This window comes from Aquamicrobium sp., assembly GCF_023954335.1.
GTDB lineage: Bacteria > Pseudomonadota > Alphaproteobacteria > Rhizobiales > Rhizobiaceae > Aerobium.
In genome coordinates, this window is the sequence record NZ_JAMLIE010000001.1 from 762,583 (window position 1) to 788,758 (window position 26,176).

The 26,176-nt window shown below is 62.2% G+C and carries 21 protein-coding genes; 11 read left to right on the forward strand and 10 right to left on the reverse strand.

What is annotated here, in order from left to right; all coding sequences use genetic code 11:
- Positions 1-134: 134 nt before the first annotated feature.
- Complete coding sequence (locus tag M9945_RS03755; protein ID WP_367943459.1) at positions 135-1,328, reverse strand: glycosyltransferase; 1,194 nt, start codon at positions 1,326-1,328, stop codon at positions 135-137.
- Between the two features lie 212 nt (positions 1,329-1,540).
- On the opposite strand from M9945_RS03755, the gene M9945_RS03760 reads away from it, so the two are divergent.
- The 11 genes from M9945_RS03760 to M9945_RS03810 all read left to right on the forward strand — a co-directional run bounded on the left by M9945_RS03760 (position 1,541) and on the right by M9945_RS03810 (position 17,352).
- Positions 1,541-2,539, forward strand: coding sequence for a DUF2793 domain-containing protein (locus M9945_RS03760; RefSeq protein ID WP_367943460.1), 999 nt, complete (start codon positions 1,541-1,543; stop codon positions 2,537-2,539).
- A gap of 768 nt (positions 2,540-3,307) precedes the next feature.
- Positions 3,308-4,294 carry a GDP-mannose 4,6-dehydratase gene (gmd, locus tag M9945_RS03765; protein ID WP_367943461.1) on the forward strand — a complete coding sequence of 329 codons (987 nt, stop codon included), beginning with the start codon at positions 3,308-3,310 and terminating at the stop codon, positions 4,292-4,294.
- A gap of 19 nt (positions 4,295-4,313) precedes the next feature.
- Positions 4,314-5,276 carry a GDP-mannose 4,6-dehydratase gene (locus M9945_RS03770; RefSeq protein ID WP_367943462.1) on the forward strand — a complete coding sequence of 321 codons (963 nt, stop codon included), beginning with the start codon at positions 4,314-4,316 and terminating at the stop codon, positions 5,274-5,276.
- A gap of 24 nt (positions 5,277-5,300) precedes the next feature.
- Positions 5,301-6,086 carry an ABC transporter permease gene (locus M9945_RS03775; protein WP_367943463.1) on the forward strand — a complete coding sequence of 262 codons (786 nt, stop codon included), beginning with the start codon at positions 5,301-5,303 and terminating at the stop codon, positions 6,084-6,086.
- Positions 6,083-7,324 (forward strand): ABC transporter ATP-binding protein, encoded by a 1,242-nt coding sequence (locus tag M9945_RS03780; protein WP_367928469.1) that lies wholly within the window; start codon positions 6,083-6,085, stop codon positions 7,322-7,324. Before M9945_RS03775 ends, M9945_RS03780 begins: the two co-directional genes overlap by 4 nt.
- Entirely contained in the window at positions 7,321-8,178 is an 858-nt protein-coding gene (locus M9945_RS03785; RefSeq protein WP_367928470.1) for an FkbM family methyltransferase, read from the forward strand. The genes M9945_RS03780 and M9945_RS03785 overlap by 4 nt, the downstream gene beginning before the upstream one ends.
- Positions 8,178-9,464, forward strand: a complete 1,287-nt coding sequence (locus M9945_RS03790; protein WP_367943464.1) for an FkbM family methyltransferase — start codon at positions 8,178-8,180, stop codon at positions 9,462-9,464. Before M9945_RS03785 ends, M9945_RS03790 begins: the two co-directional genes overlap by 1 nt.
- A complete protein-coding gene (locus M9945_RS03795) occupies positions 9,464-13,267 on the forward strand; it encodes a glycosyltransferase (RefSeq protein WP_367928472.1) in 3,804 nt (1,267 codons plus the stop codon). Before M9945_RS03790 ends, M9945_RS03795 begins: the two co-directional genes overlap by 1 nt.
- 269 nt (positions 13,268-13,536) lie before the next feature.
- The gene (locus M9945_RS03800; protein ID WP_367943465.1) at positions 13,537-15,690 is read left to right on the forward strand and encodes a CoA transferase; all 2,154 of its coding nucleotides are present in this window, start codon (positions 13,537-13,539) and stop codon (positions 15,688-15,690) included.
- A complete protein-coding gene (locus M9945_RS03805; protein ID WP_367943466.1) occupies positions 15,683-16,861 on the forward strand; it encodes a 2-methylaconitate cis-trans isomerase PrpF family protein in 1,179 nt (392 codons plus the stop codon). Before M9945_RS03800 ends, M9945_RS03805 begins: the two co-directional genes overlap by 8 nt.
- A 59-nt stretch (positions 16,862-16,920) precedes the next feature.
- Positions 16,921-17,352, forward strand: coding sequence for a MaoC family dehydratase (locus M9945_RS03810; protein WP_367943467.1), 432 nt, complete (start codon positions 16,921-16,923; stop codon positions 17,350-17,352).
- Positions 17,353-17,386: 34 nt separating this feature from the next.
- Here the strand turns inward: M9945_RS03810 and M9945_RS03815 are convergent, their stop codons facing one another.
- From M9945_RS03815 to M9945_RS03855, 9 genes are all read right to left on the reverse strand, one after another.
- Positions 17,387-17,785, reverse strand: coding sequence for a Zn-ribbon domain-containing OB-fold protein (locus M9945_RS03815; protein WP_367943468.1), 399 nt, complete (start codon positions 17,783-17,785; stop codon positions 17,387-17,389).
- 45 nt (positions 17,786-17,830) lie between these two features.
- Positions 17,831-18,985: a thiolase family protein gene (locus M9945_RS03820; protein WP_367943469.1), complete on the reverse strand. Its 1,155-nt coding sequence runs from the start codon at positions 18,983-18,985 to the stop codon at positions 17,831-17,833.
- Positions 18,982-19,755: an enoyl-CoA hydratase/isomerase family protein gene (locus tag M9945_RS03825; protein ID WP_367943470.1), complete on the reverse strand. Its 774-nt coding sequence runs from the start codon at positions 19,753-19,755 to the stop codon at positions 18,982-18,984. Before M9945_RS03825 ends, M9945_RS03820 begins: the two co-directional genes overlap by 4 nt.
- Before the next feature lies 1 nt (position 19,756).
- Entirely contained in the window at positions 19,757-20,953 is a 1,197-nt protein-coding gene (locus tag M9945_RS03830) for an acyl-CoA dehydrogenase family protein (protein ID WP_367943471.1), read from the reverse strand.
- Entirely contained in the window at positions 20,950-22,164 is a 1,215-nt protein-coding gene (locus M9945_RS03835) for a CaiB/BaiF CoA transferase family protein (RefSeq protein ID WP_367943472.1), read from the reverse strand. Before M9945_RS03835 ends, M9945_RS03830 begins: the two co-directional genes overlap by 4 nt.
- Positions 22,161-23,312, reverse strand: coding sequence for a CaiB/BaiF CoA transferase family protein (locus tag M9945_RS03840; RefSeq protein ID WP_367943473.1), 1,152 nt, complete (start codon positions 23,310-23,312; stop codon positions 22,161-22,163). Before M9945_RS03840 ends, M9945_RS03835 begins: the two co-directional genes overlap by 4 nt.
- Entirely contained in the window at positions 23,309-24,061 is a 753-nt protein-coding gene (locus M9945_RS03845; protein WP_367943474.1) for an IclR family transcriptional regulator, read from the reverse strand. The genes M9945_RS03840 and M9945_RS03845 overlap by 4 nt, the downstream gene beginning before the upstream one ends.
- A gap of 145 nt (positions 24,062-24,206) precedes the next feature.
- A complete protein-coding gene (locus M9945_RS03850; protein WP_367943475.1) occupies positions 24,207-25,361 on the reverse strand; it encodes an acyl-CoA dehydrogenase family protein in 1,155 nt (384 codons plus the stop codon).
- Positions 25,362-25,374: 13 nt separating this feature from the next.
- Positions 25,375-26,157, reverse strand: coding sequence for an SDR family NAD(P)-dependent oxidoreductase (locus M9945_RS03855; protein ID WP_367943476.1), 783 nt, complete (start codon positions 26,155-26,157; stop codon positions 25,375-25,377).
- Positions 26,158-26,176: the final 19 nt, after the last annotated feature.

The following is a 26,176-nucleotide window of genomic DNA, read 5'->3' on the forward strand; positions in this document are numbered from 1 at the left end:
TTCTGCCTGAGGGGACTCGAGGAACGCCCGGACCGTTCCTGCGCACCTGCTCTGTATGGCGGCGCGCGCGAGGGCGTGGCGTTTGCCCTATGCGGCCTATGCGTCATTTTTCGGGCCGCGCCGCGCTGGCGCCGCTATCGCGCCCGGTCCGCCAGGGCCGCCCTCGCCGCCTCGACATGCCGCTTCATGCTGTCGATGAAGCGTTCTTCGGTGAACAGGGCGGCGCGCGCCTCGCAGGCGGCGCGCATCGCCGCGGCGCGGCCCGGCGTCAGGGCGCGCACGGCCTCGGCCAGGTCGCCCGCGCCGAAGGTCCTGTCGAGCAGGATGCCGGTCTCGCCGTCGATGATCGTCTCCGTCAGCCCGCCCTCGGCGACGCCGATGACCGGCTTGCCCGCCGCCATCGATTCCACCGGCGACATGCCGAAATCCTCCTCGCGCGGCACGTAGATGGTGGCGACCGCGCGGCCGATCAGCTCCCGCAGCCGCACCTCGTCGCTCCAGCCGAGGAATTCGATGTTGGGCGCGCCGGCCGCCATCCGCTCCAGCCTTTCCCGCTCCTCGCCGCCCGACGCGACCAGCAGGCGCTTGTCGGGAAGACGCAGGAACGCCTCGACGATGACGTCGACCCGCTTCAGCCCCGAAAGCCGGGCGCTGGAGAGGTAGTAGTCGTCCTGGCCCTTCCAGGCGAAGCTTGCCGTTGGGCAGGGCGGATAGACCACCTCGCTGTCGCGCCCGAGATAGTCCCTGATGCGCCGGCGCGTGTTCTGCGAGTTGGTGAGGATCACGTCCATGCGCCCGACGGCGGCGAGATAGGCGCGCTCGAACCGGGCGAGGACCGGGCCGGCGGCCAGCCGCGCCGCGCCGCCGAGCTGCCCGAGGAAATGCTCGCGCTGATCGAAGAGGAAGCGCGGCGGCGTGTGGCAGTAGAAGATGTTGCGGCCCGCGCGCGAGCGCTCCGGCGCGGCGAGCGGCGCAGCGACGCCGCTGAAGATGCGCGTTGAATAGGCGCCGGCGCGCCTGCGCTGGCGGGCGAACAGGACGCCGAGCGCGACGGCGCGCACGCCGCCGCGGCGCAGGGCGCTGGGCAGGCCGAGATCGACCGTTCCCTCGGGAAACATCGCCGGCTCGTAGGTGGCGGGCGTGGCGTAGCCGTGGATGAGATCGGCGCCCAGCGCCTGCGCCATCGTCAGCACGAGGCGCTCCCCGCCGCCGCGGATGGAGAAGTGATCGTGGAACACCGCGATCCCCGCGCCATGGGGGCCGGAGCCGGAGGCCGGTTGCTTCGCCTTGGCCGCAGCGTGGGGATATCCGGCAGCGCCGTCGCTCATCCTCGAAGCTCCATCTGCATGGTTTCCTGCGCGATCGACGACCCCGGGTCTCACCCGAAAGTCGATGGGAGTCAATATGTTCGCCCGCGGCATCCGCCGCCGGCCGGTGGCCCGCGCCTGGAGCGAAGCGGCATTTCCGGCCTCCGCTTTATCCACGCGCCGGAGCGGGCGGCTAGACTTGGCCGTCGATGTCACCCTCCACGGAAGTAGCCATGAACGAGACACCCAGGCTGGCCCTTGCCGACATCATGCCGCAGCAGGCGCAAAAGCACGTCACCCATAACGAAGCGCTCGACCGGCTCGACATGCTGGTCCAGGCCTCGGTGAAGAGCCATCTCTTGGCGCTGCCCCCGGCCGGGCCGGACGAGGGTGACTGCCACATCGTCGCCGAAGGCGCGGGCGGGGCGTGGGCCGGCCATGACCGCGCCATCGCCCGCTTCGCCGGCGGCGGCTGGACCTTCGCCGCGCCGGACGACGGCTGGATCGCCTATTCGCAAGCAGCGGGCGTGCCGCTCGTCTTCGCCGGCGGCGCTTGGGAGCCGCTGGCGGCGGGCCTGCCCGGAAGCGTCGCCACGCTCGGCGTCAACGCCTCCGCCGACGCCGTAAACCGGCTGGCGGTCGCCTCGGACGCGGTGCTGTTCACGCATGAGGGCACCGACCAGCGGCTGAAGCTCAACAAGGCCGCGCCCGCGCACACCGCCTCGCTGGTCTTCCAGACCGGGTTTTCCGGCCGGGCCGAGTTCGGGCTCGCCGGCGATGACGACTGGCACCTGAAGGTCAGCCCCGACGGCGCGGCCTGGCACGAGGCGCTGGTGGCCTCCCGCGCCACCGGCGCCCTGACCGCGCCGAGGACCTTCACCGCCGCGAGCTTCGCCGCCGCCGGCGCGCCCTCGGCCGCGTGGACGCTCGACGCCGTGCCGGGTCGGGTGACGCTCGCCTCCGGCGCGACCCTCGCCTTCCCGATCGGCTCGGGCCTGATCGTCGTCAACGACCACAACGCCTCCGGCGCGACCGCCCTGTTCCTCGCCGGCGGCAACAGCGTCGTCCTTGTGGCGCAGAGCACAGGCTCCACCTTCGTGGCCGGCACCCCCGGCGCCGGACAAGTCGGCGTCTTCCACAACCCGCCGACGACAAGCTACGCGATGAAGAACAATCTGCCGGGAGCGGGGGTATTTGGGATCGTGCTGTTCAAGACGCGCAATTTTACATAAAGGGAAGGCTAGGCGGGATGGATGACGACTTCTCCAACTGCAACCACAGTGTCGCGCTCGTGTCTGTAGCTAAGACAACGTTGCTACGCGTACGCGTCCGAGGCAAGATGTTGCATCTCTCCCTTGTGCGGGAATAATACGCCGTCAAAGCCGCATCCAAAGATTTCTCCGAGCAGCCGAAAGCTGTCGAGATGCTCAACGGCACCGAGGGATAGCTGCCATAACCCGCTTATGGCATGGGTCTTACGCTTGAGTCCGGAAAGATTGTCCACTATCGTCCTTAGGAATTGCGCCGGAACGCGAAATGAAGTTGATACCGACAGCCATCAGTGGAGGCTCGGATTCGAGGGTCCGGCAGCTTGCATTCGGATCCGATTCCGAACCATCCGTAGAGCTTCCCGGCGGCGGGATTCTGGTTGGAAAGCCCAGCGTTCGTGCGACAGGATTGTCGCAGATCGGTATGTCCTGTAATCGACATGCCTAGTTCCCTGCCCGATATGAGGTCACAGAGTTCTATTGGGCTGCCGTCATCCTTGGAGAACGTGTATGGTTATCGAGGAGAGCAGAGGAGAGCGACCTCCTCACTATCCTGCTTTCGATCAATCAGTCGGCTATATCCGCGAACACAGGTCGCCTAGAAAACCTGCATCCTCAAGCTTGTCCCTATCGAGGTTCAGAACGGCGAGTATGTCGACGAAAACGGCATAGTACGTTTTCAGGACATTTACGGTCGGGCCTGACGAGCGCCCGCCAAACAAAGGCACTCGAATGAAGAAGATCGCACTGATAACGGGCGTTACGGGTCAGGATGGCGCGTATCTATCACAGTTTCTGCTCGGCAAGGGCTATGAAGTCCATGGTTTGCTCCGGCGTAGCGCATCGGCCGACGTTATTGATGCGAGGCTCAAATGGCTCGGCATCCAGGACAAGATTCATCTGCACGACGGCAATCTGACCGATCTCTCGGGCCTCATCCGGGTGATCAAGGAAGTCCAGCCCGCCGAAATCTATAATCTTGCTGCCCAGTCCTTCGTTAAATCGTCATGGCAGCAGCCTCTGCTCACCGGTCAGGTCACGGGCATCGGCGCGGCCAACATGCTGGAGGCGACCCGCATCGTGGCGCCCGAGGCCCGTTTCTATCAGGCCTCGTCTTCGGAGATGTACGGCCTGATCCAAGAGCCGGTGCAGTCGGAGACAACTCCCTTTTATCCGCGTTCGCCATACGCTGCTGCCAAACTCTACGCCCATTGGATGACGGTGAACTATCGCGAGAGCTTTGGTCTGCACGCCTCCAGCGGAATCCTGTTCAATCACGAGTCTCCGTTGCGGGGCATCGAGTTCGTCACACGCAAGATTACCGACGGCGTGGCACGCATTAAGCTCGGTCTTGCCGAGACGCTCTCGCTCGGCAATCTCGATGCGCAGCGCGATTGGGGACATGCGCGCGACTACGTCCAGGCTATGTGGCTGATGCTCCAGCAAGACGAGGCCGATGACTATGTGATCGCCACCGGCAGAACCACCCCGGTGCGCGACTTTTGCAGGATGGCGTTCGAGCATGTAGGCCTGAATCTCGAAGACCATGTCAGAGTGGACGAACGGTTCTTGCGGCCCGCAGAAGTCGATATCCTCCTGGGTAATCCCGGAAAGGCCAAGGACAAGCTGGGCTGGTCACCGGAAACTTCTCTCGAATCGCTGGTCTCCGAGATGGTAGAGGCCGATCTGCGGCGCCTTTCCCACCACGAGCATCTCTGATGGGCGGCAGGTAGCTCGCATGCGTATCCTGCTCACCGGCGGAACCGGCTTCGTGGGCTCGCACGTTGTGCGAGCCCTGCACAGGCAATTCGGTGCCGGTCTCGATCTGATCATCACGACCAAAAATGTCACCGATCATGGAGAGGCAGGAGCGACAGATATTCTGGCGCTCGATGTCACTGACAGGGAGGCCATTTTCAACGCTATCGCACGCTGGCAACCCACCCATGTACTCCATCTTGCCGGGATCGCCGCACCCGGCCTCGCAAGCGCCGATCCCGAGCTGACTTGGCGGGTGCACGTGGGTGGGGCGCTCAATGTTGCCGAGGCCATTCTGGCCAAGGCGACCGGGTGCTTTCTGGTGCATGTGGGTTCAGGGCTGATTTATGGTGAGAGTGCGCGGAACGGGACGCTGTTAAACGAAAACGCGCTACTCGCTCCGCTCGACGATTACGGCGTGACGAAAGCTGCAGCAGATCTTGCGATCGGCGCGTTGACGCGCAAGGGCCTGAGGTCGGTCCGGCTGCGGCCTTTCAACCATACCGGGCCGGGACAGACCGAGGATTTCGTTGTGCCGGCCTTCGCGATGCAGATCGCGGGGATTGAGAAGGGGCTCGTTGAACCTGTCCTCCGTGTTGGCAATCTGGATGCAGAGCGCGATTTTCTCGACGTGCGGGATGTAGCGGAGGCCTATGTATTGGCGATCTCCCGGGCCGACAGGATCGAACCAGGCACAATCTTCAATATTGCGTCGGGTACGCCATATCGCATAGGGTATATTCTCGACGCGTTGCTGGCGTTGAGCGTAGTCGACATACGTGTGGAACAGGATCCGGCCCGTATGCGTCCGAGCGATATCCCCAAAATCGTCGGCGATGCCAGCAAGGCACGGGAATGTCTCGGATGGACGCCCCGCCATAACTTCGACCAAACCTTGCGCGATGTTCTCGACGACGCCCGTCTGCGCGTGGCCCGGCGGTGATCCAGATAAACGAGTAACATAGACATGCTGGCTGCGCTCTGGCGATATCGATATTTCGTTATGGCTTCCGTTTATGGAGAGATGAAGGGGCGCTTCGCGCGCTCGCGTCTCGGCCTATTGTGGTCCATCCTTCATCCCCTTGCTCAAGCCGCCATCTTCGCGATTATCCTGGCCGAAGTTCTCGGAACGCGCTTGGCTGGCGTTGAAGACAGAGCCGCATATCCCATCTACCTGCTGTCAGGCATGGCTGCCTGGACCCTTTTTAATGAGATACTGAGCCGTTGCCTTACAGTATTCATCGAATACGCCCCAACACTCAAAAAGATTGCCTTTCCGAGGATATGCCTGCCGGTGATCGTCTGGGGTGGCGCATTGCTCAATCACGTCCTGCTGCTGCTGGCCATCGCAGTTGTGTTCCTCTTTTTCGGGCATTTTCCTGGGACCGCATGGCTGTCGCTGCTGATTGGTATTGTCCTGATTTCACTTTTTGCTTTTGGCCTGGGCTTGACGCTTGGCATATTCAACGTGTTCGTACGGGACATCGGGCAGGTAATGGCCGTGGTTCTCCAGCTCTGGTTCTGGCTGACACCTATCGTCTATCCCATCGAGATCGTTCCCGATCATCTGCGCTGGATAATCAATCTGAATCCCATGGTCGCTCTGGTGGGCATTTATCAGGACGCTATGCTGCTTAACCGCTGGCCGGACTTTATGCCGCTTCTCATACCTGCGGCGCTGTCGATTGGATTTGCGGCCGCAGCGTTCGCGGTGTTCAGACGCGCAAGTCCGGAACTCGTGGATGCGCTATGAATAGTCCTGTTCTTGATGTGCGTGGAGTTGGGAAACGCTACGCCACCTATGCGTCCAATTTTGCCCGGTTTGCGTCGTGGTTTGGTGCGCCAATACGCCCGATCAGCGAAACCTGGGTCTTGCGCGATGTCGGCTTCGTGCTGGGATCGGGCGAAGCGCTAGCGCTCATCGGCCAGAATGGCGCAGGCAAGAGCACACTCCTCAAGCTTATAACCGGGACAATCAGGCCATCGGCGGGCAGCATCGGGATTTGTGGCCGCATCAACGCGATTCTGGAATTGGGGCTGGGCTTTAATCCGGAAATGAGCGGCCGCCAGAATATCTATCAGGCAGGAGGGTTGATGGGCCTCTCCCAAGACGAACTTTCGCGCCTGATGCCTGCGATTGAGGAATTTGCCGAACTCAGCCACTATTTCGATGAGCCTTTGCGTGTTTATTCGTCGGGCATGCAGGCGCGACTCGCCTTCGCGCTGGCAACGGCCAAACGGCCGGAGTTGCTGATCGTAGACGAGGTGCTTTCGGTTGGTGACAGCTATTTCCAGCACAAGAGCTTCGACCGTATTCGGCAGTTCAAGCAGGAAGGGACTTCGATCCTTTTCGTAACCCACACCATGGGTGATGTCCGCGCCTTGTGTGATAGAGTCATTCTCTTGGACCAGGGAAAGGTACTCAAGGACGGCGCGCCGGACGAAGTGGTCGATTTTTACAACGCGCTGATCGCCCAGAAGGAGAACTCCAAACTGACGGTCGAGCAGCGCCGGAACAAGGATGGTTGGAATTATACCCGCTCGGGCAGTTTCTCGGTATCAGCGGTAAAACTGGACCTTCTCGACGCGAAGAGCGGCCAGCCTGTCACCGCTGCTCGAATCGGACAGAAACTGTTGCTGCACCTCATCGCAAAGGCTGACGAGGACATTCCCCGTCTGGTCCTCGGCTATATGCTGCGTGACCGAACCGGACATGTCGTCTGGGGTACCAATACGTGGCACACAAAGCAGATCGTGGAAGACGTCAAGGCTGGCGAGACCGTCAGCTATCAGTTGTTCTTCACTTGTGCTCTGGGGGAGGGTTCCTATGCCGTTACCCCGGCGCTGACCGGTTCTGATAACCATGCTGACAGCAATTACGAGTGGCAGGACAACGCCCTTGTATTCGACGTCGTGAATGTGGATCGCCCGTACTCTGCCGGAACGACGGCGCTCGATTTCCGGTTCTCTGTGGAAAGAATCGGCGCATGAACGCACTGGAGCGGTCCATCATGACCATTGGGTGCCAAGATTGCGCTGGCATCACAAAGGTTGCCGAAGCCGGGCGGACAATCGAAACGCCCGCCGGTGCTGTGCAGATCATGCACAACGGAATCAAGGTAAGAGCAGGCGGCTATCACGGCGATTGGATGGCGCAGGTCATCCGTGCCCTGCAGGGGCATCACGAACCGCAGGAAGAACTCGTCTTCCATCATATGCTCAAATATGTCCGGCACAATTCTCTTATCGTCGAGCTTGGTGCCTTCTGGGCCTACTATACACTATGGTATCTGCATGAAATTCCGGGTGCGTCGGCGATATGTGTGGAGCCCGATCCGGCGAATCTCTCGGTAGGGCGTCAAAACGCCGCCCTGAACGAACTTGAAAGCCGGATCGAATTTCATCAGGCTTGGGTGGGCGGCCAGTATCTGGACCATCTTGAAATGCCGTGCGAATCGACCGGGGCAGTCCAAGGACTGCCCTGCCTGGACTTCGAAGCGATACTGCGGCTTGCCGGTGATCGCGTCATAGAAGTTTTGCATATGGACGTGCAGGGTCAGGAATTGCCGTTCGCCAAGACCATGCAGGCAGCTGCTGACGGCACTGTCCGGTTCGTCGTCATGTCGACCCATCACAGCAGTATTTCCGGCTCCACGACAACTCACACCGATTGTCTCGCGATATTGAACCAGGTGGGAGCGACCATACTGGCGCAGCACGATGTTCAGCAGTCTTACAGCGGGGACGGCCTGATCGTTGCAAGCTTCTTCCGCGAGGATGCGGGGATCAGGCTTCCCCATATGTCGTTGAATGACGCCCGCTCCTCTCTTTTCCCTACGCGATGATGTTTGTTTCCTACGCCCAGAATTTTGAGGACGTCATCTTGTGGCGTGCGCTGAGGCACGTTGAAGGCGGATTTTATATCGACGTCGGCGCCCAGGACCCGCTCACGGATTCGGTCAGCCGCGGGCTTTACGAGCAGGGCTGGCGTGGCGTGCATGTCGAGGCGAACGCCCATTACGCGGAGAAACTGCGTCAGGATCGGCCAGACGAAGAGGTCATAGAGGTCGCTGTCGATCGCGAGCCGGGCGAGATCGTGTTCTTCGAATTCGCCGACATGGGCTTGAGCACCGGGGATCCCGAGATCGCCCGCAGGCATGAGGGCGAAGGGCGTGAATGCAGGGAAGTGAAGGTCAAGAGCACATCCCTTGCCGCCATTCTCGACCGATACGCGGATCGCACTATCCACTGGCTCAAGATCGACGTTGAAGGCATGGAAGAAGCTGTCCTCGATGGCTGGCCTCCCTCCGGTGTGAGGCCTTGGATCGTGGTCATTGAAAGCACTCTACCCCTTACGCAGGAACCCTCCCACGATGAATGGGAGCCAAAGTTGCTCGCGCTCGGTTACGAGTTCGTCTATTTCGACGGATTGAACAGGTTTTATGTCAGCGAAGACCATCCCGATCTCAAGGATGCGTTCGGTGTCGGGCCCAACATTTTCGATGGGTTCAAGCTGGCAGGTTCGTCTGATTTCGTCCTTCAGGATACCGAGGCAGCAGTCGAACGCGATGTCCGTATTGCCCTCGAAGAACAATTCGCCGAGGTGCAGACGGCCCGGACAGATCTCGAGAACGACCTGGCCAGTGAACGGGAAAGGAGTGCCGCGCTCGAGCAGCAGGTGGTCGCGCAAGAGGAAATGGCTCTCGAACGGGAACAGCGCATCGCATTGGAGCAGCGGATTAACGCTCTCATGGTATCGCGTTCCTGGCGGATCACCGCCCCGGCACGAAAAGCAGTGGAAACTGCGCGCTGGTTCAAGGGGGGCGTCCATGCCTGGCTAACGCTCAAGCCGGGCTCGCGTCCTCGCCGCACGGCGCGGCGGCTGGCGACCGGGCTTGCCCGTCGTATTCTCGCGCGCCCCCGACTTTCGCGTCAGGCCAGGCGAATCATTGGCGTCCTTCCGCTTTCAGTCGAAGCAAGATTGCGATCGCTGGTCATGGGGGGTGGAGCGACGACCTCGGCGCGGTCGAAGGTGGTCTTTTCTGGAACAGAGGCGTCGGAGCTTTCGTCGCGCGCCCGGGAGATACATGCGCTGATCCTTACGGGGCAAAACAATCGGAAGCCAAATTAATGCGGATCGTGATCGATCTTCTGGGCGCGCAGTCCACAGGCAGTCGTAATCGGGGTATAGGTCGCTATTCAATGGCCCTTGCCAAAGCGATCTTGCGAAACCGGAATGCGCACGAGGTAATCATTGCCTTGAGCGATCTTTTTCCGGACACCATCGATCCAATCATATCGGATCTTGAGGGCCTCCTACCGCGAAACAACATCCGCGTATGGGACGCATGTGGGCCGGTTACTCATATGGATTCAGAAAATAACTGGCGTCGCAGCGCCGCCGAGCTGACACGCGAGGCGTTTCTGGCCAGCCTTGATCCCGATATCGTTCTCGTCAGCAGTCTGTTCGAAGGGTTCGGTGACGACGCCGTCACCAGCATAGGCAAGGTAGAAAACGGGCCTTTGACAGCGACAGTCCTCTTCGATCTCATCCCATTTATCCACCGCCAGCCTTATCTGGAGAATCCAGCGACCAAAGCATGGTACCTCGAAAAGATCGAGCATCTGCGCAGGGCTGATCTCTGGCTCGCCATTTCAGAATCGTCGGCGCGAGAAGGAATTGAGCATCTCCAGTTGCCCGAAAGCCGCTGCAAGGCGATCTCTACGGATGCAGATGCGCAATTCAGGCCGATCGAGATTTCGAAGTCACATGAGGATGAGTTGCGGGCACGGTACGGACTCGACCGCGCTTTCGTCATGTATACGGGCGGCATCGATCACAGAAAGAATATCGATGGGCTGATTGCGGCCTTTGCGAGCTTGCCCGCCGATGTGCGTGACAAGCACAGACTGGCGATCGTGTGCTCCGTGCCTCCGATCGAAAAGGAGCGGCTGGAAAATCTCGGCAGACAGGCCGGGCTGACGCATGGGGATTTGGTGATGACCGGCTTCGTTCCAGAAGACGATCTGATCGCCCTCTACAACCTTTGTACGCTCTTTGTGTTTCCGTCGTGGCACGAAGGGTTCGGCCTGCCGGCGCTCGAAGCAATGCGCTGTGGCGCACCGGTCATCGGCGCCAACACGTCCAGCATTCCCGAGGTTATCGGGCTCGACGAGGCACTGTTCGATCCTCGCTCCAAAGAGGCGATGACAGAGGCGCTGCACCGGGGATTGACCGATGCGGAGTACCGGCGAAAGCTGGTGGAACACGGCAAGATGCAGGCGAAACGGTTTTCATGGGACCGCAGCGCGCAAAAGGCGATCGCTGCAATGGAGGGCTTGGCCCGGAACGGGGTGGGACGGCAGCTGAAAGCCGCGCCCTCTACACGTAGACGTCCGCGGCTGGCTTACGTATCACCCCTGCCGCCGGAGCGCAGCGGCATAGCCGACTATAGCGCCGAGCTTTTGCGCGCGCTCTCGAAACACTACCAGATCGACGTAGTCGTGAGTCAAAAAGAGGTTTCCGATCCCTGGATCCGGAAGAATTGTCCGATCCGCACTTCTGAATGGCTTGCTGCAAATGCAGCATTGTATGATCGGATCCTCTATCATTTCGGAAATTCCGGCTTTCATGAGCATATGTTTGATCTGCTCAGGCAGGTGCCGGGAGTCGTGGTTCTGCATGATTTCTTTCTTTCGGGCATTGCTGCGCATATGGAGGCCCTCCAGCTAGCGCCGGGTTTCTGGACACGAGAATTGTACGATGCGCATGGGTATGTGGCCCTTAAGGAGCGCTTTACTGCATCGGATACCGCCGACGTCGTCTGGGCTTATCCTTGCAGTCTCAACGTAATCCGCGGCAGTCTTGGGATGATCGCCCATTCTCCCAATACGCTACGTCTGGCGCGGCGCTGGTATGGAGACGATACGAATTGGGCAGTCATACCGCTTCTGCGCAATCCGGCAGCCGAGACGAATAAAAGCGCCGCACGCAAGGCACTAGGATTCGGGCCATCGGACTTTTTGGTCTGCACCTTCGGAATAATCGCTCCAACCAAGCAGAGTCTGCGCCTGCTCGAAGCCTGGCAGCGCTCATCTCTTGCGAGCGATCCAGGCTGTCACTTGATATTTGTCGGCGAGAACCACCCCGGCGCTTATGGAAAGGAGTTGAACACTGCGATCCGGAAGGCCGAAGGAGGTGAGAGAATCCATATCAGCGGCTGGGTCGATACCGAAGTCTTCAGGCGCTATCTTTCCGCTGCCGATATGGCGGTGCAATTGCGAACCCTCTCCCGTGGCGAAACCTCAGCTGCGGTCCTCGATTGCATGAACTATGCCTTGCCGACAATCGTCAACGCCAATGGCAGCATGGCGGATTTGGCCGATGAAGCTGTTTGGAAGCTCCCTGATGACTTTACCGATGCGGAGTTGGTCTCGGCATTGGAGGCGCTGTGGCAGGATCGGGAAAGAAGGGATCAGTTGGGCGGTGCAGCCCGGAAGATTATTCTGGATGAGCATGGTCCGAAAAGGTGCGCCGCGCAATATTACGAGGCCATTGAGCGCTTTTACGATCGCAAGGCTGGAAGTTGGCGGGCTCTTTCCTCCGCAATAGGCACCTTGCCTACCCCCGGCAATCAGGGGGACGTGATGGGTTTGGCCGACGCCCTCGCGCGCTCGTTTCCTGCATGTCCCCGGCAAAAGCAAATATTGGTGGACATTTCTTCGCTTGTAGAATGCGACGTGGGCACAAGGATCCAGCGTGTCGTTCGTAATATATTGAGGCAATGGCTGCATACGCCGCCCGAGGGCTACAGAATTGAACCCGTATACGCCACTCATACAACGAAATACCGTTATGCCCGGCGCTTTACACTCGGTTTTCTAGGTTGTGAAAATGACATACTGATTGACGAACCCATAGAATTTGGACCGGGTGATATTTTCCTGGGGCTTGATCTTCAGCCGCATGTTGTTCCGGCCCAAAGAAATTTCTATCAGGAGCTTCGGCGGTATGGCGTTCGGGTCGTCTTCGCGGTTTACGACCTCCTTTGCATTCACATGCCTCATCACTTTCTTCCCGGAGCGCATAGCAGTTTTTCTAGGTGGCTTGCAGTTGTTGCGGAGAATGACGGTGCCGTTTGTATCTCGCGGGCAGTGGCCGACGATCTGTTCGAATGGATGGACGAAAACGCGCCCCACAGGCAAGGACGGGTTTCCATAGACGCATTCCACCTTGGTGCAGATCTCGACGATTCGGCGGGGTCGACGGGCTTGCCGGAAGATGCTGGACAGGTTCTTGACCGTTTGGCGGCCGTGCCCAGCTTTCTCATGGTTGGAACGGTTGAGCCAAGGAAGGGGCATGCCCAGACGCTGGCTGCTTTTGAGACGTTATGGGAGAAGGGGTTTGAAGCAAATCTCGTTATTTTGGGCAAAGCGGGATGGAGCACGGAAGCGCTCGCGGGGAAATTGCGTGGCCATCCGCTTCTCGGCAAACGTCTATTCTGGCTTGAGGGCGTATCTGACGAATTTCTCGAGCGCATCTACACCGCGTCCGATTGCCTGATCATGGCCTCCGAAGGCGAGGGCTTTGGCCTGCCGCTTATCGAAGCAGCCCGGCACCGGCTGCCTATCCTGGCCCGTGATCTCGCGGTTTTCCGGGAGATCGCAGGCGATCATGCCACCTATTTCGAGGGGCTTGGGCCGGAGGACTTGGCCGAAGCCGTCAGAAACTGGCTCAATCTCTATCACGAGGATCGTCATCCGAGGTCCGAGGATATGCCTTGGATAGGCTGGAAGGAAAGTGCGGCACAACTTATGGCTGCGATCGTGCGCGGGTCGATCAAGGAGCGACGCACGTTGGTGTTTCCAACCCGAACAAGACGGCGCCGCGCTGTTCGAGACGAGGGGTGCGGAGTGGCTGTTGTTGAGAAATGACGCCCGTATCCCGAAGCAGACATAATGTGTGTGCCTGTCGTTCGCGCGACCTTGGCCGCCTTTATGTCCGGTGATGGCGAAAAACAACGGCCGGCTGGTTCCATCCCGCTTGGTCGATGAAAGCGTGGTGAGCCAGCCATGACTTCGGCATCCATCAATCACGCCTGTAAACATCGACGAACGCTGGACAAAGGCACTCTCGCATTGTAGCGTATAAAAAAACGAACCTGGTTTCGTTAGATGAAACTGAGGTTGTGGGAGGAGAGCTCATGGGCCATTCCGCGCTTGACGGAATGATTGTCGTGGAGATCGGTGAACGCAGGGCGGTGGCGGCGTGCGGGCTTCTACTGGCGCAGGCCGGGGCTACGGTGATCGTGGTCGAGCCGGAAGATGCGGGAGATCGCAACAAATGGAAGAGCCGGCCGACCCTTTTGGCCGGCAAGCACAGTCTGTCGCTTTCCGCCGATGCCGTCGAGATCGATCGCGTCCTTCAGGCGGCGGATGTGCTCCTGTTTTCCTCCGATCTGGACCGTCCGGCACTCGCAGAACTGGCGGCAAGGTCGGGCGCCGATCAGATCGTCTGCGACATCACGAGCTTCGGCCCGGATGCGCCGGCGCAGAAGCGGGGGTGGCCGGAAAAGATCCTCCAGGCCTATAGCGGCGTTGCCGACATCACGGGACCGTCGGATGCCCCGCCTACGCCGAGCGATGTCCCGGTGCTGGAATTCCACGCCGGCATTTACGCTGCGGCGGGCGTGCTGGCGGCGTTGCGCGTCCGTGATCGCGACGGCGTCGTCCAGCGGCTCGACGTGTCGATCCATGAATGCGGCATCAACTCGCTGGCGACCTTCCTTCCACTTCACTACGGCGGCAAGAAGACCCAACGCGCCGGAAACCGGCATCCCATGGCTGCGCCCTGGAATGCCTATCACGCCCGGGACGGCTGGCTCCTGCTCTGCTCGGCCAAGGACGAGCACTGGATGAAGCTGTGCGATCTCATGGGCCGCCCCGAGCTTGCACGAGAGGGACCCTTGGTCAAGCTGGTCGACCGCGTCGACCAGGTGGATGAAGTCGATGCCGTGGTCAACCAATGGACCGGCAGCCACTCGGTGGATGAGTGTATCAGCGCCTTTTCGGCGGGGGACATTGCATCGGGCCCGATCATCCCTGTCTCGCAGTTCGAAACCGATGCGAACATCGTCCATCGCCGGATGGCGCGCCGGGTTCAGGACCCTGCAACCGGACGCAGCGTACTGGTGGCGGGAACGCCGCTGAAGACCTCGCGCACGCCGGGCATCGAACCGGAAGCCGCCCCGCCGCGCGGCAACGCCGATTCCGGGCACGCCGAAGCACGCCGCAAGATACCGTCGCCCGGGTCAGCGACACCGCGCCCTCCCTGCGAAGGCCTGCTGGTCCTTGAGATCGGCCAGTACACGACCGCGCCGCTCGCGGCGCGCCAGTTGTCATCGCTCGGTGCCGAAGTGCTCAAGATCGAGCCGCTGGCCGGGGAGGCGTCCCGCGCCTGGCCGCCGCATCAGGCGGGAACCGGCTACTTCTTCGCCATGAGCAACAGCGGCAAGCGCAGCGTCAGCCTCGATCTGCGCGACCCGGCCGACAGGGAGCTGTTCACCGCGCTTGTCCGCAAGGCGGACGTCCTCGTGGAGAATATGAAGCCGGGTTCCCTGACGAGGCTCGGCTTTTCGCCTTCCCGCCTCGAGGAATTGAACCCGCGGCTTGTCTATTGCGGCATATCCGGCTTTGGCGCGGATTCACGCCATCCGGGGCGCCCGGCCTTCGACACCGTCGTCCAGGCTATGTCCGGTTTGATGGATCTGACGCGGGTGGAAGACATCCCGGTAAAGCTCGGCATCTCGGCCGGCGACATCACCGGCGGCATTCTCGCGCTCTATGCCATCCTCGCGATGATCGCCGAACGGGAACGTTCCGGCCTCGGCCAGAGCATCGACCTCGCCATGCAGGATGCGGCCGTCTGGCTGACGCAAACTGCCTGGAACGGAGAGGGCCGCGATACCTGCGCGATCTTTCCCGTTTCCGATGGCTACATCGCTGCGGAGGCCGGGCGGGACGATGTAGAGGCGGCGCTTTCCGGCCTCGGCGATCTCGACCGCGCTGATGCGAGCATGCGCCTGCGTGCGGCCGGAATTCTCGCCGTTCCGGTGAGGTCCGTCGCCGAGGTGGCCGAGGACCCCGAAACCGGCAGCTCCGGCACGGTGGTGCGCCGAATGCGCGACGGGCTGGAATGGCCCCTGCTCGGCAGCCCGATAAGGCTCTCCGCAACGGCCCCGACGGCCGCGCAGCCGATCGGCGCGCTTGGCGAGGGCCGCGCGAGAGCAGAGGAAATCGCCGTAGGAGGTCGCGAGCCCGAGCACGGCATAACCGGGAGGAGACAATCCGTTGGCTAGCTACCTCGAACCTGAACAGATCGCCATCCGATGCACCCTGATGCGCGGCGGAACCAGCAAGGGCGTCTATCTGCACGAGCACGATCTGCCTCCCCCCGGACCCGCCCGCGACAGCCTGCTCAAGCGGATCATGGGCACTCCCGACGTCATGCAGATCGACGGGCTTGGCGGAACGCATCTCGTCACCTCGAAAATCGCGATCGTCGGTCCGTCCAGCGTGCCGGGTGCCGATATCAACTACACATTCGCCCAGGCCGAGCTGGACAAGGACGTCATCGACTACACGGGCAACTGCGGCAACATCTCCGCCGGTGTCGGCCCGTTCGCCCTCGATGCCGGTCTCGTAAGGCCCGGCGAAACCGAAACCGAGATCCGCATTCACAACACCAACACGAGCAAGATCATCGTCGCCCGGGTTCCCACCCGTAATGGACGGGCGCGTGTCCAGGGCGACTTTGCCATCGCCGGCGTGCCGGGCACGGGCGCCGAGATATTCCTCGACTATCGTATGACCGCCGGGGCCAAGACGGGAAAGATCCTGCCTACCGGCAATCGTACCGATGTGCTGAAGCTGGAGAACGGCAGCGAGCTTGAAGTGACGATATGCGACGTCGCCAACACGATCGTCTTCTGTCGTGCCGCGGACATCGGGCTCAAAGGCGACGAATTGCCCGAGACCATCAATCCGGACGAGGAACTCGTCCAGCGGTTTCGCGAGATACGAGGCAAGGCAGCGGAACGCATCGGGTATTGCTCGGACTGGAGGCGGGTCGACGAAGAGTCGCCGTTTCTACCCTTTGTGGTATTCGTCTCGAAGCCTGCCGACTACGTGACGATGGCCGGCACGAAAGCATCCGCGAACGGCATGGATCTGCGCGCACGGCTGATCTTCATGAACCGCTGCCACGAGAGCATGGCCGGGACGGGCTCGATGTGCATCGCGAGCGCGTCGCGAATACCGGACTCCATCGTGAACCAGGCGCTCGCCGTCGGCGCGGCGGAAAAGAAGACGCTCTCCATCGGCCATCCGCTGGGCATCATGCATGTGCGTGTACAGACGCGGCCGTCCAACAACGAGGAAGGCATGGAGATCGAGGCTCTGGGCTTCGGCCGGACTGCACGCCGCATCATGGACGGATATGTGTATGTACCCGCCTCCGACGCCTATTGAGCGGATGGAAGAACCTGCTGCCGGATTGCCGGCGGCGGGATTTTTCTGGAGATGATCCGATGACTGACGACTGGACGGGAACTTACGAATCCCTCACCGTCGGCGACACGGAATCGAGCAGCCAACTCATCGACGGGGCATCGATCGATGCCTTTGCCCATGCGATCCAGAGTTTCAATCCGCTTCACATGGACGGAGACTGGGCGCGGGCCAACACGCCCTATCCGGATCGTGTGGCGCACGGTGTCATGACGTCGGCGCTGATGTCCAGGCCCATCGTGCAGTTCTGCGAGCGGTTCCGGGTGCGCACCGCCTTGTTGTCGACATCGGCGAAATATCTGAAGGCCGTCGTCGTCGGGGATACGGTGACGACGGTGGTGCGTCTCGCCGCAAAGGACGACGAGAAGCGACGGATACGCTTCGAGGTGGAAGCCAGGAACCAGCACGGCGAACTCGTGCTGGTTGGAGAAGCGATCGAAAAGGCGCTGTGACCGACAGGGCAGGGGCGGGAGGTTCCTCCCCGCCTCAGTCGACGACTCTGAAACGATGCAGGCCTATGCCGTCGGCGACGGTCTCAAAGACCGCCTCGACGCGCCTGCCGACAAGATCCGTCCCGATGTCTGCATGGGTGGGATCGTCGACATTCGAGAACAGCCGCGGTCCTTCATCGAGCTGGATCTGGATCACGCTGTAGGGCGCATCGGCTCGCCACGCGGGATGATAGACTTGGTGGAAAACGAGATGGCACAGCACCCGTCCGCGTCCCGACATCTCGGCCCATTCCGCCCGCTCCGACAGGCATTCCGTGCAGACCGGCCCGAGCGGGAACCGGACATGCCCGCAATCGAGGCACCGTTGCAGGCATAGCATGCCATCCGCCGCTCCGCGCCAGAACGGCTCGTTGAGCGGCGTGATCGCTGGCACGGGTTTTGCCGGAACAGCAGACTGACCATCCATCCTCGATCTCCCTCAAACCGTCCGCAGGACCATGGCATTGGCACAGTTGAGCGCCATGCCCCGGCCCGTGACGAGGCAGGTTTTGGCATCCTTGACCTGACGGCCCCCGCATTCGCCGCGCATCTGACGGACACCCTCCACGACATGGAGCCATCCCTCCATATAGCTTTCGGAAAGATTCCCGCCGGCTGTGTTGACTGGCAGCTCCCCGCCGAGCCTGATCCTTCCGCCCTCCACGAACGCACCGCTTTCGCCCTCCGCGCAAAAGCCGGCATGTTCCAGCCAGAGCAGGACGGAGATGGTGAAGTTGTCGTAGAGTTGCGCGACGTCGATGTCCTGCGGCCCGCACCCGGCCATGCGGAATGCATCCGCCAGCGCCTGTTTCTGATGCGGGACGTACCACCACTTCTCTGCTTCGAGCGTCTGGGCCGTATAAGCCTGTCCCATGCCGGCGATGGCGACAGGCTTCTTCGCCATGTCGCGGGCGCGTTCGATGGACGTGACGATGACGCATACGCCGCCGTCCGATATCAGACAGCAATCGAGCAGCCGGAGCGGCCGCACTATCCAGCGCGACTCCTGATGCTGCTCCACGGTTATCGGCTCGCGCATGACCGCGTTCGGATTGAGCGAGGCATGGTAGCGGCAGGCGACCGCGACCTCGGCGAGCTGGAGGCTCGTCGTGCCGTAGGCATGCATGTGCCGGTCGGCCGCGACTGCGCTGTTGGCCGTCGCGCCCATCATGCCCCAATGGGACCAGGGCACTTCGCCGCCGCTCGCCCTGTCGAAGCGGACGCCGCCGGTCTTCGCAGTATCGCCGAAGACGCAGGCGACGACGCTCGCCATTCCGGACGCCACCGCCAGGGCGGCCATCTGCACCAGCGCGCCTGCCGTCCCGCCTCCCATCGTCAGGCTGGCGGTGAAGCGTGGGTTGATGCCGACCGCTTCCCCGAAGCGCAGATAGTGGAGGCTCCCCTCGGGAGACGTGGTTCCGGGCATCGTCAGCAGCCCGTCGACATCCTCCTTGCGAAGTCCCGCATCGTCCAGGGCATGCCGGAAGGCCTCGATGCCGAGGTCGAGTGCCGTCCTGCCCGGAAGCTTGCCCTGCGCTGTCGCTCCGACGCCTGCAATCGCGGCGCGGCCGCTCATGGACATCCCGGATGTCATAGTCCCCTCCATGCCGGCTTGCGCTTTTCCCGGAACGCCAGACGTCCCTCCTGCCGGTCCTCGCTGTCGCGAAGGATATTGAAGAGCGCGCGCTCGAAGGCGAGCCCCTCTGCCAAGGTCATGTCGAGGCCGGACCTGATCGCCTTCTTGACAGCACGCACGGAAAGGGGGGCGTTGGCGTCGATGCGAAGGGCGATGGCCATCGCTTCCTCCATGAGGCTTGCCGGTTCGCAAAGCCGCGTCACGAGGCCGATCCGCAGCGCTTCCGCCGCGTCGATCCGCTCACCCGTCAGCGCCAGATGCATCGCAACCCCGGGGCCGACGAGGCGCGGCAGGCGTTGCGTGCCGCCGCTGCCCGGCATCGAGCCGACCGCGACCTCCGTAAGACCGAACTGCGCGGACGAGCTGGCGACGCGAATATCGCACAGAAGCGCCAGTTCCAGCCCGCCGCCCAGAGCAAAGCCGTTGACGGCGGCGATGATCGGCTTGGTCACGCCAGGATCGACCACCAGGCTTCGGTCCGTGCCGGCAAACACGGCTCGCGCGGGTGCGTCCTCGACCATTGCGCCGCCCCGGAGATCCGCGCCCGCGCAGAACGCCCTCTCGCCGGCTCCGGTTACGATGGCCACTGTGCTGGCGTCGTCGGCTTCGAAGGTGGCGAAAGCCTCGTCGAGAGCCCGAACCGATGGTACGTCGAGCGCGTTGCGGGCTTCCGGCCGGTCTATCGTGATCACGGTGACCGGTCCGTGGCGTTCGCAGCGAATCGTCATCTCAAGACCTGACGCCGTTGCGCAGAAGGTCGCGCGCTATGATCCATCGATGCACCTCGCTCGGTCCCTCCACGATGCGATAGACTCTGGTCGCCCGGTAGATGTACTCGAGCGGCAGTTCCTTCGAGACGCCCATGCCGCCGTGGAGCTGGATCGCCCTGTCGACCACGCGCGCGATCATCTCGGTTCCCTGGACCTTGACCATCGAGGCCTCGGAGCGGAGGTCCGCCTCGCCGCGATCGACCCGGCTCGCGAGCCGCCAAGTGATGAGCCGCACCATCTCCATTTCCTGGAAGCTGTCGGCGATCCACCACTGCGCCGTTTGCCGGTCCGCAAGCGGGCGGCCGAAGGTGGAGCGGTTCTGGGCCTGCTCTATCATCATCTCGATGCATCGCCGCGCCAGCCCGAGGCAGCGCGCCGATATCTCCATGCGGCGGACCGCAAGGCGCTGCTGAAGGGGGGCGAAAGCCTGACCCACTTCGCCGAGCACCTGACCGTCGTCGAGCTCGACCTTGTCGAACACCACCTCATAGGGGCAATATTCCCCGATCATGGCGTAGTTCGTCGGCACCGACAGGCCGGATGTTCCCTTGTCGACCAAAAACGCCGTCATGCCTCCATGCGCGCCCTTGGCGGGATCGGTGACGGCAATCACGATGATGAAATCGGCCGAACGGGCGTTGGAGATGAATATCTTCGAACCGGACAGAACCCATTTCCCGTTGCGGCGTCGCGCCGGCATCCTGATGGCGCCTGCGTCCGATCCCGCACCCGCTTCGGTGAGCGCCAGGCAGGCCTTCTTCTCCCCGCGCGCATAGGGAAGGAGATATCGCTCGATCTGATCGCCGCGGCAGAGCGCCTTCAGCAGATGAAGATTGGGACTGTCCGGCGGCGCGACATAGGGCGTTATGCTCTGCTTCAGCTCTTCAATGACGATGCATTTGGCGAGAGCGCCGAGATCCTGACCGCCATATTCCTCGGGTACGTCGACCCCATAGAGACCGATCTCCCGTGCGTGCGCGTTAAGCTGCAACTCGACGTCGCGAGGGACCAGCGGCTCGTCGCCGAAACCGCGCGCGGCTTCCCGTTCAAGCACCATCCGCTCCAGCGGTCGCAGATGCTCGATCGCAAACCTGCGCACGCTGTCCCGCACCATGGCAAGATCTTCCGGCAGCTCGAAAGTCGCGATCGCCGTCAACGAAGGACCCCCTCGTTTTTCAGTTCCGCGATCCGTTCCCGCGTAAGTCCGGACAGGCGGGGCAACTCGTCATTGTGTTGACCGAGCAGCGGAGCGGACGAACGGTAGCAACTGTCTATGCCTTCGATGCGGGCAGGCACGCCGTGATAGAGGGTCTTGCCCATCACCGGATGATCAAGTCGTTGCCAGAAGCCTCGCGCGGCGAGATGTGGGTCATGGTCCACCAGGTCGGCGGCGTTCTGCACCACGCCTGCGGCAATGCCCGCCGCCTGCAGCAGCTCGACCGCCGCGCGCGGATCGTGCCTTCGCGACCATTGCGAGATGATCGCGTCGAGCTCGGCCGCCTGTGCCCGACGGGCCGGATGATCCGCAAAACGCGGATCTGTCGCGAGAGCCGGGCGCTCGATCACCCGGCAGAAGCGCTCGAAAGCTGCATTGCCCGTTACGCTGAGCGCTATCCAACGATCCTCGCCCCGGCAGGGAAACAAGCCGTGCGGCGCGGCCTGCGGGTCATCATGGGCACCTGAGGAGACGTTTCCGTTCGCACCCCACTCCAGAATGTCGTCGGCGAACGGTGCAAGAGTGCTCTCGATCTGGGATAGAATGATCTCCTGGCCGAGGCCGGTACGCCGCCGGTAGGCCAGGGCGGCAAGAATTGCGAAGGCCGCATGGAGCGGATTGGGCAAATGATCGGGAAAATTTGTCCCCGTCCCGACAGGCCATCGCGCGGGAAGAGCGCCCATCGCCATCAACCCTACGAGAGCGGCGATGTTCATGCCGTACCCTACGAAGTCGCGATATGGCCCGTCCCTCCCTGCCAGAGGCATCGACAGGCAGATGATGTCCGACCTGGCGGATTTCATATCCTCGTATTCGAGGCCGAGGCGCTCCATCACTCCGAACGAGAAGGAGTTGATGACAACGTCGCTGCGAGCGGCCATCGCCAGCACGACGCCACGTGCCTGAGGATGCTTGAGGTCCACGGAAACGCTCAGCTTTCCGGCATTGCGGTTGGCAAAGTAGCCGCTTTCCTCGATGCCACGCGAACCGACCAGCGGTTCCGCCTTGCGCAACTGGTCGGGACGCCGAGCCGACTCCACCTTCACCACCTCGGCACCGAAATCTGCAAGCACCTTTGTGCAGAACGGGCCGGCGCCGACCCAGGTAAGATCGAGGATACTTACTCCCGCGAGCGGCCGATCGTCACTCATTGGCCGGTTCCGTTCAGGACTGGGGCACTTCGTCCTGCCTGCGCTGGTGTCCGCGACATCCGGAAGGCCGCGCCCGGCACGCGAATGTGCCTGCCATCCGGAAGGTCGATCTTACGGAAGAAGTCGGTTTCCTGCAGATGAGGGTCGTTAAGCACTTCTTCCGGTCCATTGACGGGCGCGATGGCAATTCGTCGGCGCTGTCCCTCGACAAACATTTCCTGCTTGGGTCGGCGTGCTGCGAAACGGGCAAAGGCTTCTGCGAACTGCTTTCGCGCGGCAGGGGATTGCTTGTGCTCGTTCGTCGCCCATTCCTCCGAAAGCATTGAGCGGGCTTCATCGATTCCTTCCGATACCATCCATTCGATCAGGCGCGTCCAGCCTGTTCCTACGCCGGCTTCGGCGGCATACACCATCACCCAGCCGTCGAGGCACGGATAGACCCCAATACCGGCCTGCTTCTGGAAATCCGGATTGCGCCGGCGCAGGATTCCCTGCAGATCGTGGAACTGGGGGCCGGTCTCTGTGCCGAGCGCGATGACTTCCTGCACGGAGACGTCGATGTACCGCCCACGTGCGCAGTCCGGACCAAGGGCGACGGCCAGCGAGGCCACCGCGGCATAGAGCGCTGCGCTGCGCTCCGCAATTCCGCCCCTGCAAGTGACGGGCGTGTCTGCATAGCCGGTCAGCCAGGTCATCCCCCCGGTTGCCATGGCGACGAGTTCGCAACTCGCCCGGTCAGCATAAGGACCTGTTTGTCCGAAGGGGGTTACGGAGCACCAAACCAGCCGGCTGTTGAGCGCTCTGAGGCTTTCATATCCGAGGTCCCTCTCGTCCCACCAGTTCCGCAGCCGGTCGTCCAGCACGATGTCGGCGTTCGCGATGAGCTCGCGGAAACGGTTGCGTTCGGCAGCGTCTTCGAGATCGATCACGATGCTCTTCTTGCCGGCCGCGAGATACATGAAGGAAAGGCTGCGCTCGGGTACGTTCGCATTCTCGATGAAGGGCGGGCGGAAGCGCAGGTCGGACCCCTCGGGAGGCTCGATAAGGAAGACGTCCGCACCATGATCCCGGAAAAGCTTGCCGGCATAGGCGGCTGCGGAGCCGACCTCGAGTACCCTCAGTCCCGCAAGCGCGCCGCCGCCCGTCATAGTGCAAGCACCCTCGATGCCTCGATGCTGCCGAGGCGGCTCGATATCTCGGCGCCGGCGTTCAGCATGATTTGTGCGAAGCGCTCCCGGTTCTCGTCCATGCGGACGCTGGGGCCGGTGAGCGCCAACGAGTAGATAACTTCCTCGCGCATATCGCGAAGCGGAACCGCGATCGCGGTGATGCCGGGAACGCGCTGGCCGCTCGTAAGCGCGTATCCCAGGCTGCGGACCTGCTCCAGCTCGGCGTCGAGCTCGGCCCTGTCCACGTGGTCTCCGCCCGGTGTCGCCGCGATGATCTTCGTGATCTCGTCGGCGGCCCGATAGGCGAGAAGCGCCTTGCCCGTCGCGCCATGAAGCAGCGGAAGCTGCTCTCCCGCCCGCACGATGGTCATGAGCGGCGAGGGCGTATCGATCACGTCGATGCAAAGACGCTGATGGCCGGTGAGTGCATTGATTGTCACGGTTTCCCCGGTTTCCCGAGCCACCTCGATCATGGCCGGACGCGCGACCTCGCGGATGCCGATCGTTCCCTTGACCAGGCCGGCGAGCCGGACCACCTTCAGCGAAAGGCAGTATTGCTGGTTGTCGAGCCTCACCAGGAACCCCGCCCGTTCGAGCGTGTGAACCAGACGGAAGGTGGTCGCCTTAGGCATGTTGATGCGAGCGCCGATCTCCTGCAAGGAGAGGCTCAGATGTGCCTCGTCAAATGCATCGAAGATTGCCAGCGCGCGCCCGACGGCTCTGATCATGAACTATCTCCCAAAGTCTTCTATGACGGCAGAACTCCGGCAACGTACGCGACGGGGCGATGCCCCGTGCGCGAGGAACGCGGCCATTTCCGCATCGCCATAGTAGGTTGGGTGCAACAATGCCAGTATCCTCCCTTGCGCCCGCCTAGTTCCGGATCGCGTCGAGGCCGGTAAGCTCGCGCCCCGCAATCAGCGTCAGGATTTCGTTGGTGCCGTCGGGGATCGGCAGCATCCTGACGTCGCGATAAAGCTGCTCGAGGCCCGCTTCGCAGCTGATGCCCATCGCGCCGTGGACGTGTATGGCGAGAGACACGGCGCGCTCGCACGCGTTGGTCGCATACCGCTTGGCCATTGCTGACGAGCCGTTCGCCCGTCCGCCCCGGTCGATGATGTCGAGCGCCTGATAGCAAAGTAGCCGGCTGGCCATCACGTCAGCGGCGATGTCGACCAACCGCTCCTGGATAAGCTGATGCTGGCCGATCGCTCGGCCAAATTGCCGGCGCACGCCTGCATATTCTATCGCGGCATCGAGCGCCTTCTGAGCGAGGTGAACGGCAGCCAACCCCACGAGCGGCCGGTTGCCATTCCATGTGAGCGTCAGGATGCGCGCCGCATCACCTCCTTCGCCAAGGGCATTTTCCCGGGGCACCCGGCAATTTTCAAACAGGATCTCGGAAAGGTGTCCTTGCCGCAGGCCGAGGCTGCGGATCTCGATGGCCTCGTAAGGCGATGCCGCGCGGTCCACGACCACCCGCCGCATGACGGCGCCACGTTTTTCCTCGCCGGCGGAACAGGTCGCGACCATCATATCGCTGGCCGTGCCGTTGGTTATCCACATCTTGCGGCCGTTGATGACGAGCGCGCCGTCTTCTTCGACGACGCGGGTGCGGACGCCGCGGGGATCCGAGCCGGTGTCGGGCTCCGTCGTCCCCGTGCAGCAGATTTTGCGCCCCGCCAGAAGATCCGGGAGGAAGCGCTCCCGCTGCGTCGGATCGCTGTCGGCATGGATGCGGGCGACGGTGCACTCATGCGACAGGAGCGATATGGCCAGAGGCGGAGGCAGCTGCTCGAACACGAGGCCGTAGTCGAGCATCTTCATGCCGCTGCCGCCATCCTCCATCGGAAGGCGCGGCGCGGTCAGCCCCTCGCGGGCGAAGATGGCATAGACCGCAAGCATTTCCTTCTTGGGAAGCGGGCGGTCTGGATCGTTGCGGGCGAGGATCGGCTGCAGTTCCTTCGCAACCATGCTTCGGGCGGAGTCCTGGAGGATGCGCTGCTCTTCGGACAGGGTGAAATCCATCGTCGTCGACTCCTCAGGGCATCGCAAAGCCGCCGTTGACGCTCAGAACCTGGCCGGTAATCCAGGATGCGCGGTCGCTGGCGAGGAAAAGGATGGCCGCCCCGATGTCGTCGGGTTCACCGATGCGGCCGGTCGGATACATCTTGAGAACCGACTTCTGGCGTCGGGCGTATTTCTCCTCCCCCATCTGGGCAAGGAGGCTGTTCTCTCGCGCGATCCTCAGCGGCGTGTTGGTTGCCCCGGGCGAGACCACATTGAGCGTCACGCCCGAGGTGCCTACTTCCTGCGCGACCGATTTGACCAAGGCGATCACGCCCGCTTTGGCGGCCGCGTAATAGGAGAGCCGCGCCTGCCCGATGCGGGCTGAATCCGATGCAAGGCATACGACCCGGCCGTAACCCCGCTCGACCATGCCGGGCAGGATGGCCTTCAGGCATGTCATCGGTCCGTAGAGGCAGACATTGAGCATTCTCTGCCAGTCCTCGACGTCGGAATCCAGGAACAGCTTGTCGTCGAGAACGGCCGCGCTGTTGACGAAAATGTCGATGCCGCCGAATTGCGCGACCGCGGATTCCACCATCCGCTTCACGTCGTCCCGGTTCGATATATCGGCGGCGACGCCCAGTGCGGCGGTCGTTGCCGACAGGTCCTCCGCGGCCTTGCGGGCGGCATCGCCATTGATGTCGACAAGAACCAGTTTCGCTCCTTCCGCAGCCATCATCCTTGCGGCGGCGAAGCCAATACCGCGGGCGCCGCCGGTGACCAGCGCGACCTTCCCCTCCAGTCCCATCTGCATGTCAGCACTCCTTCCCGAT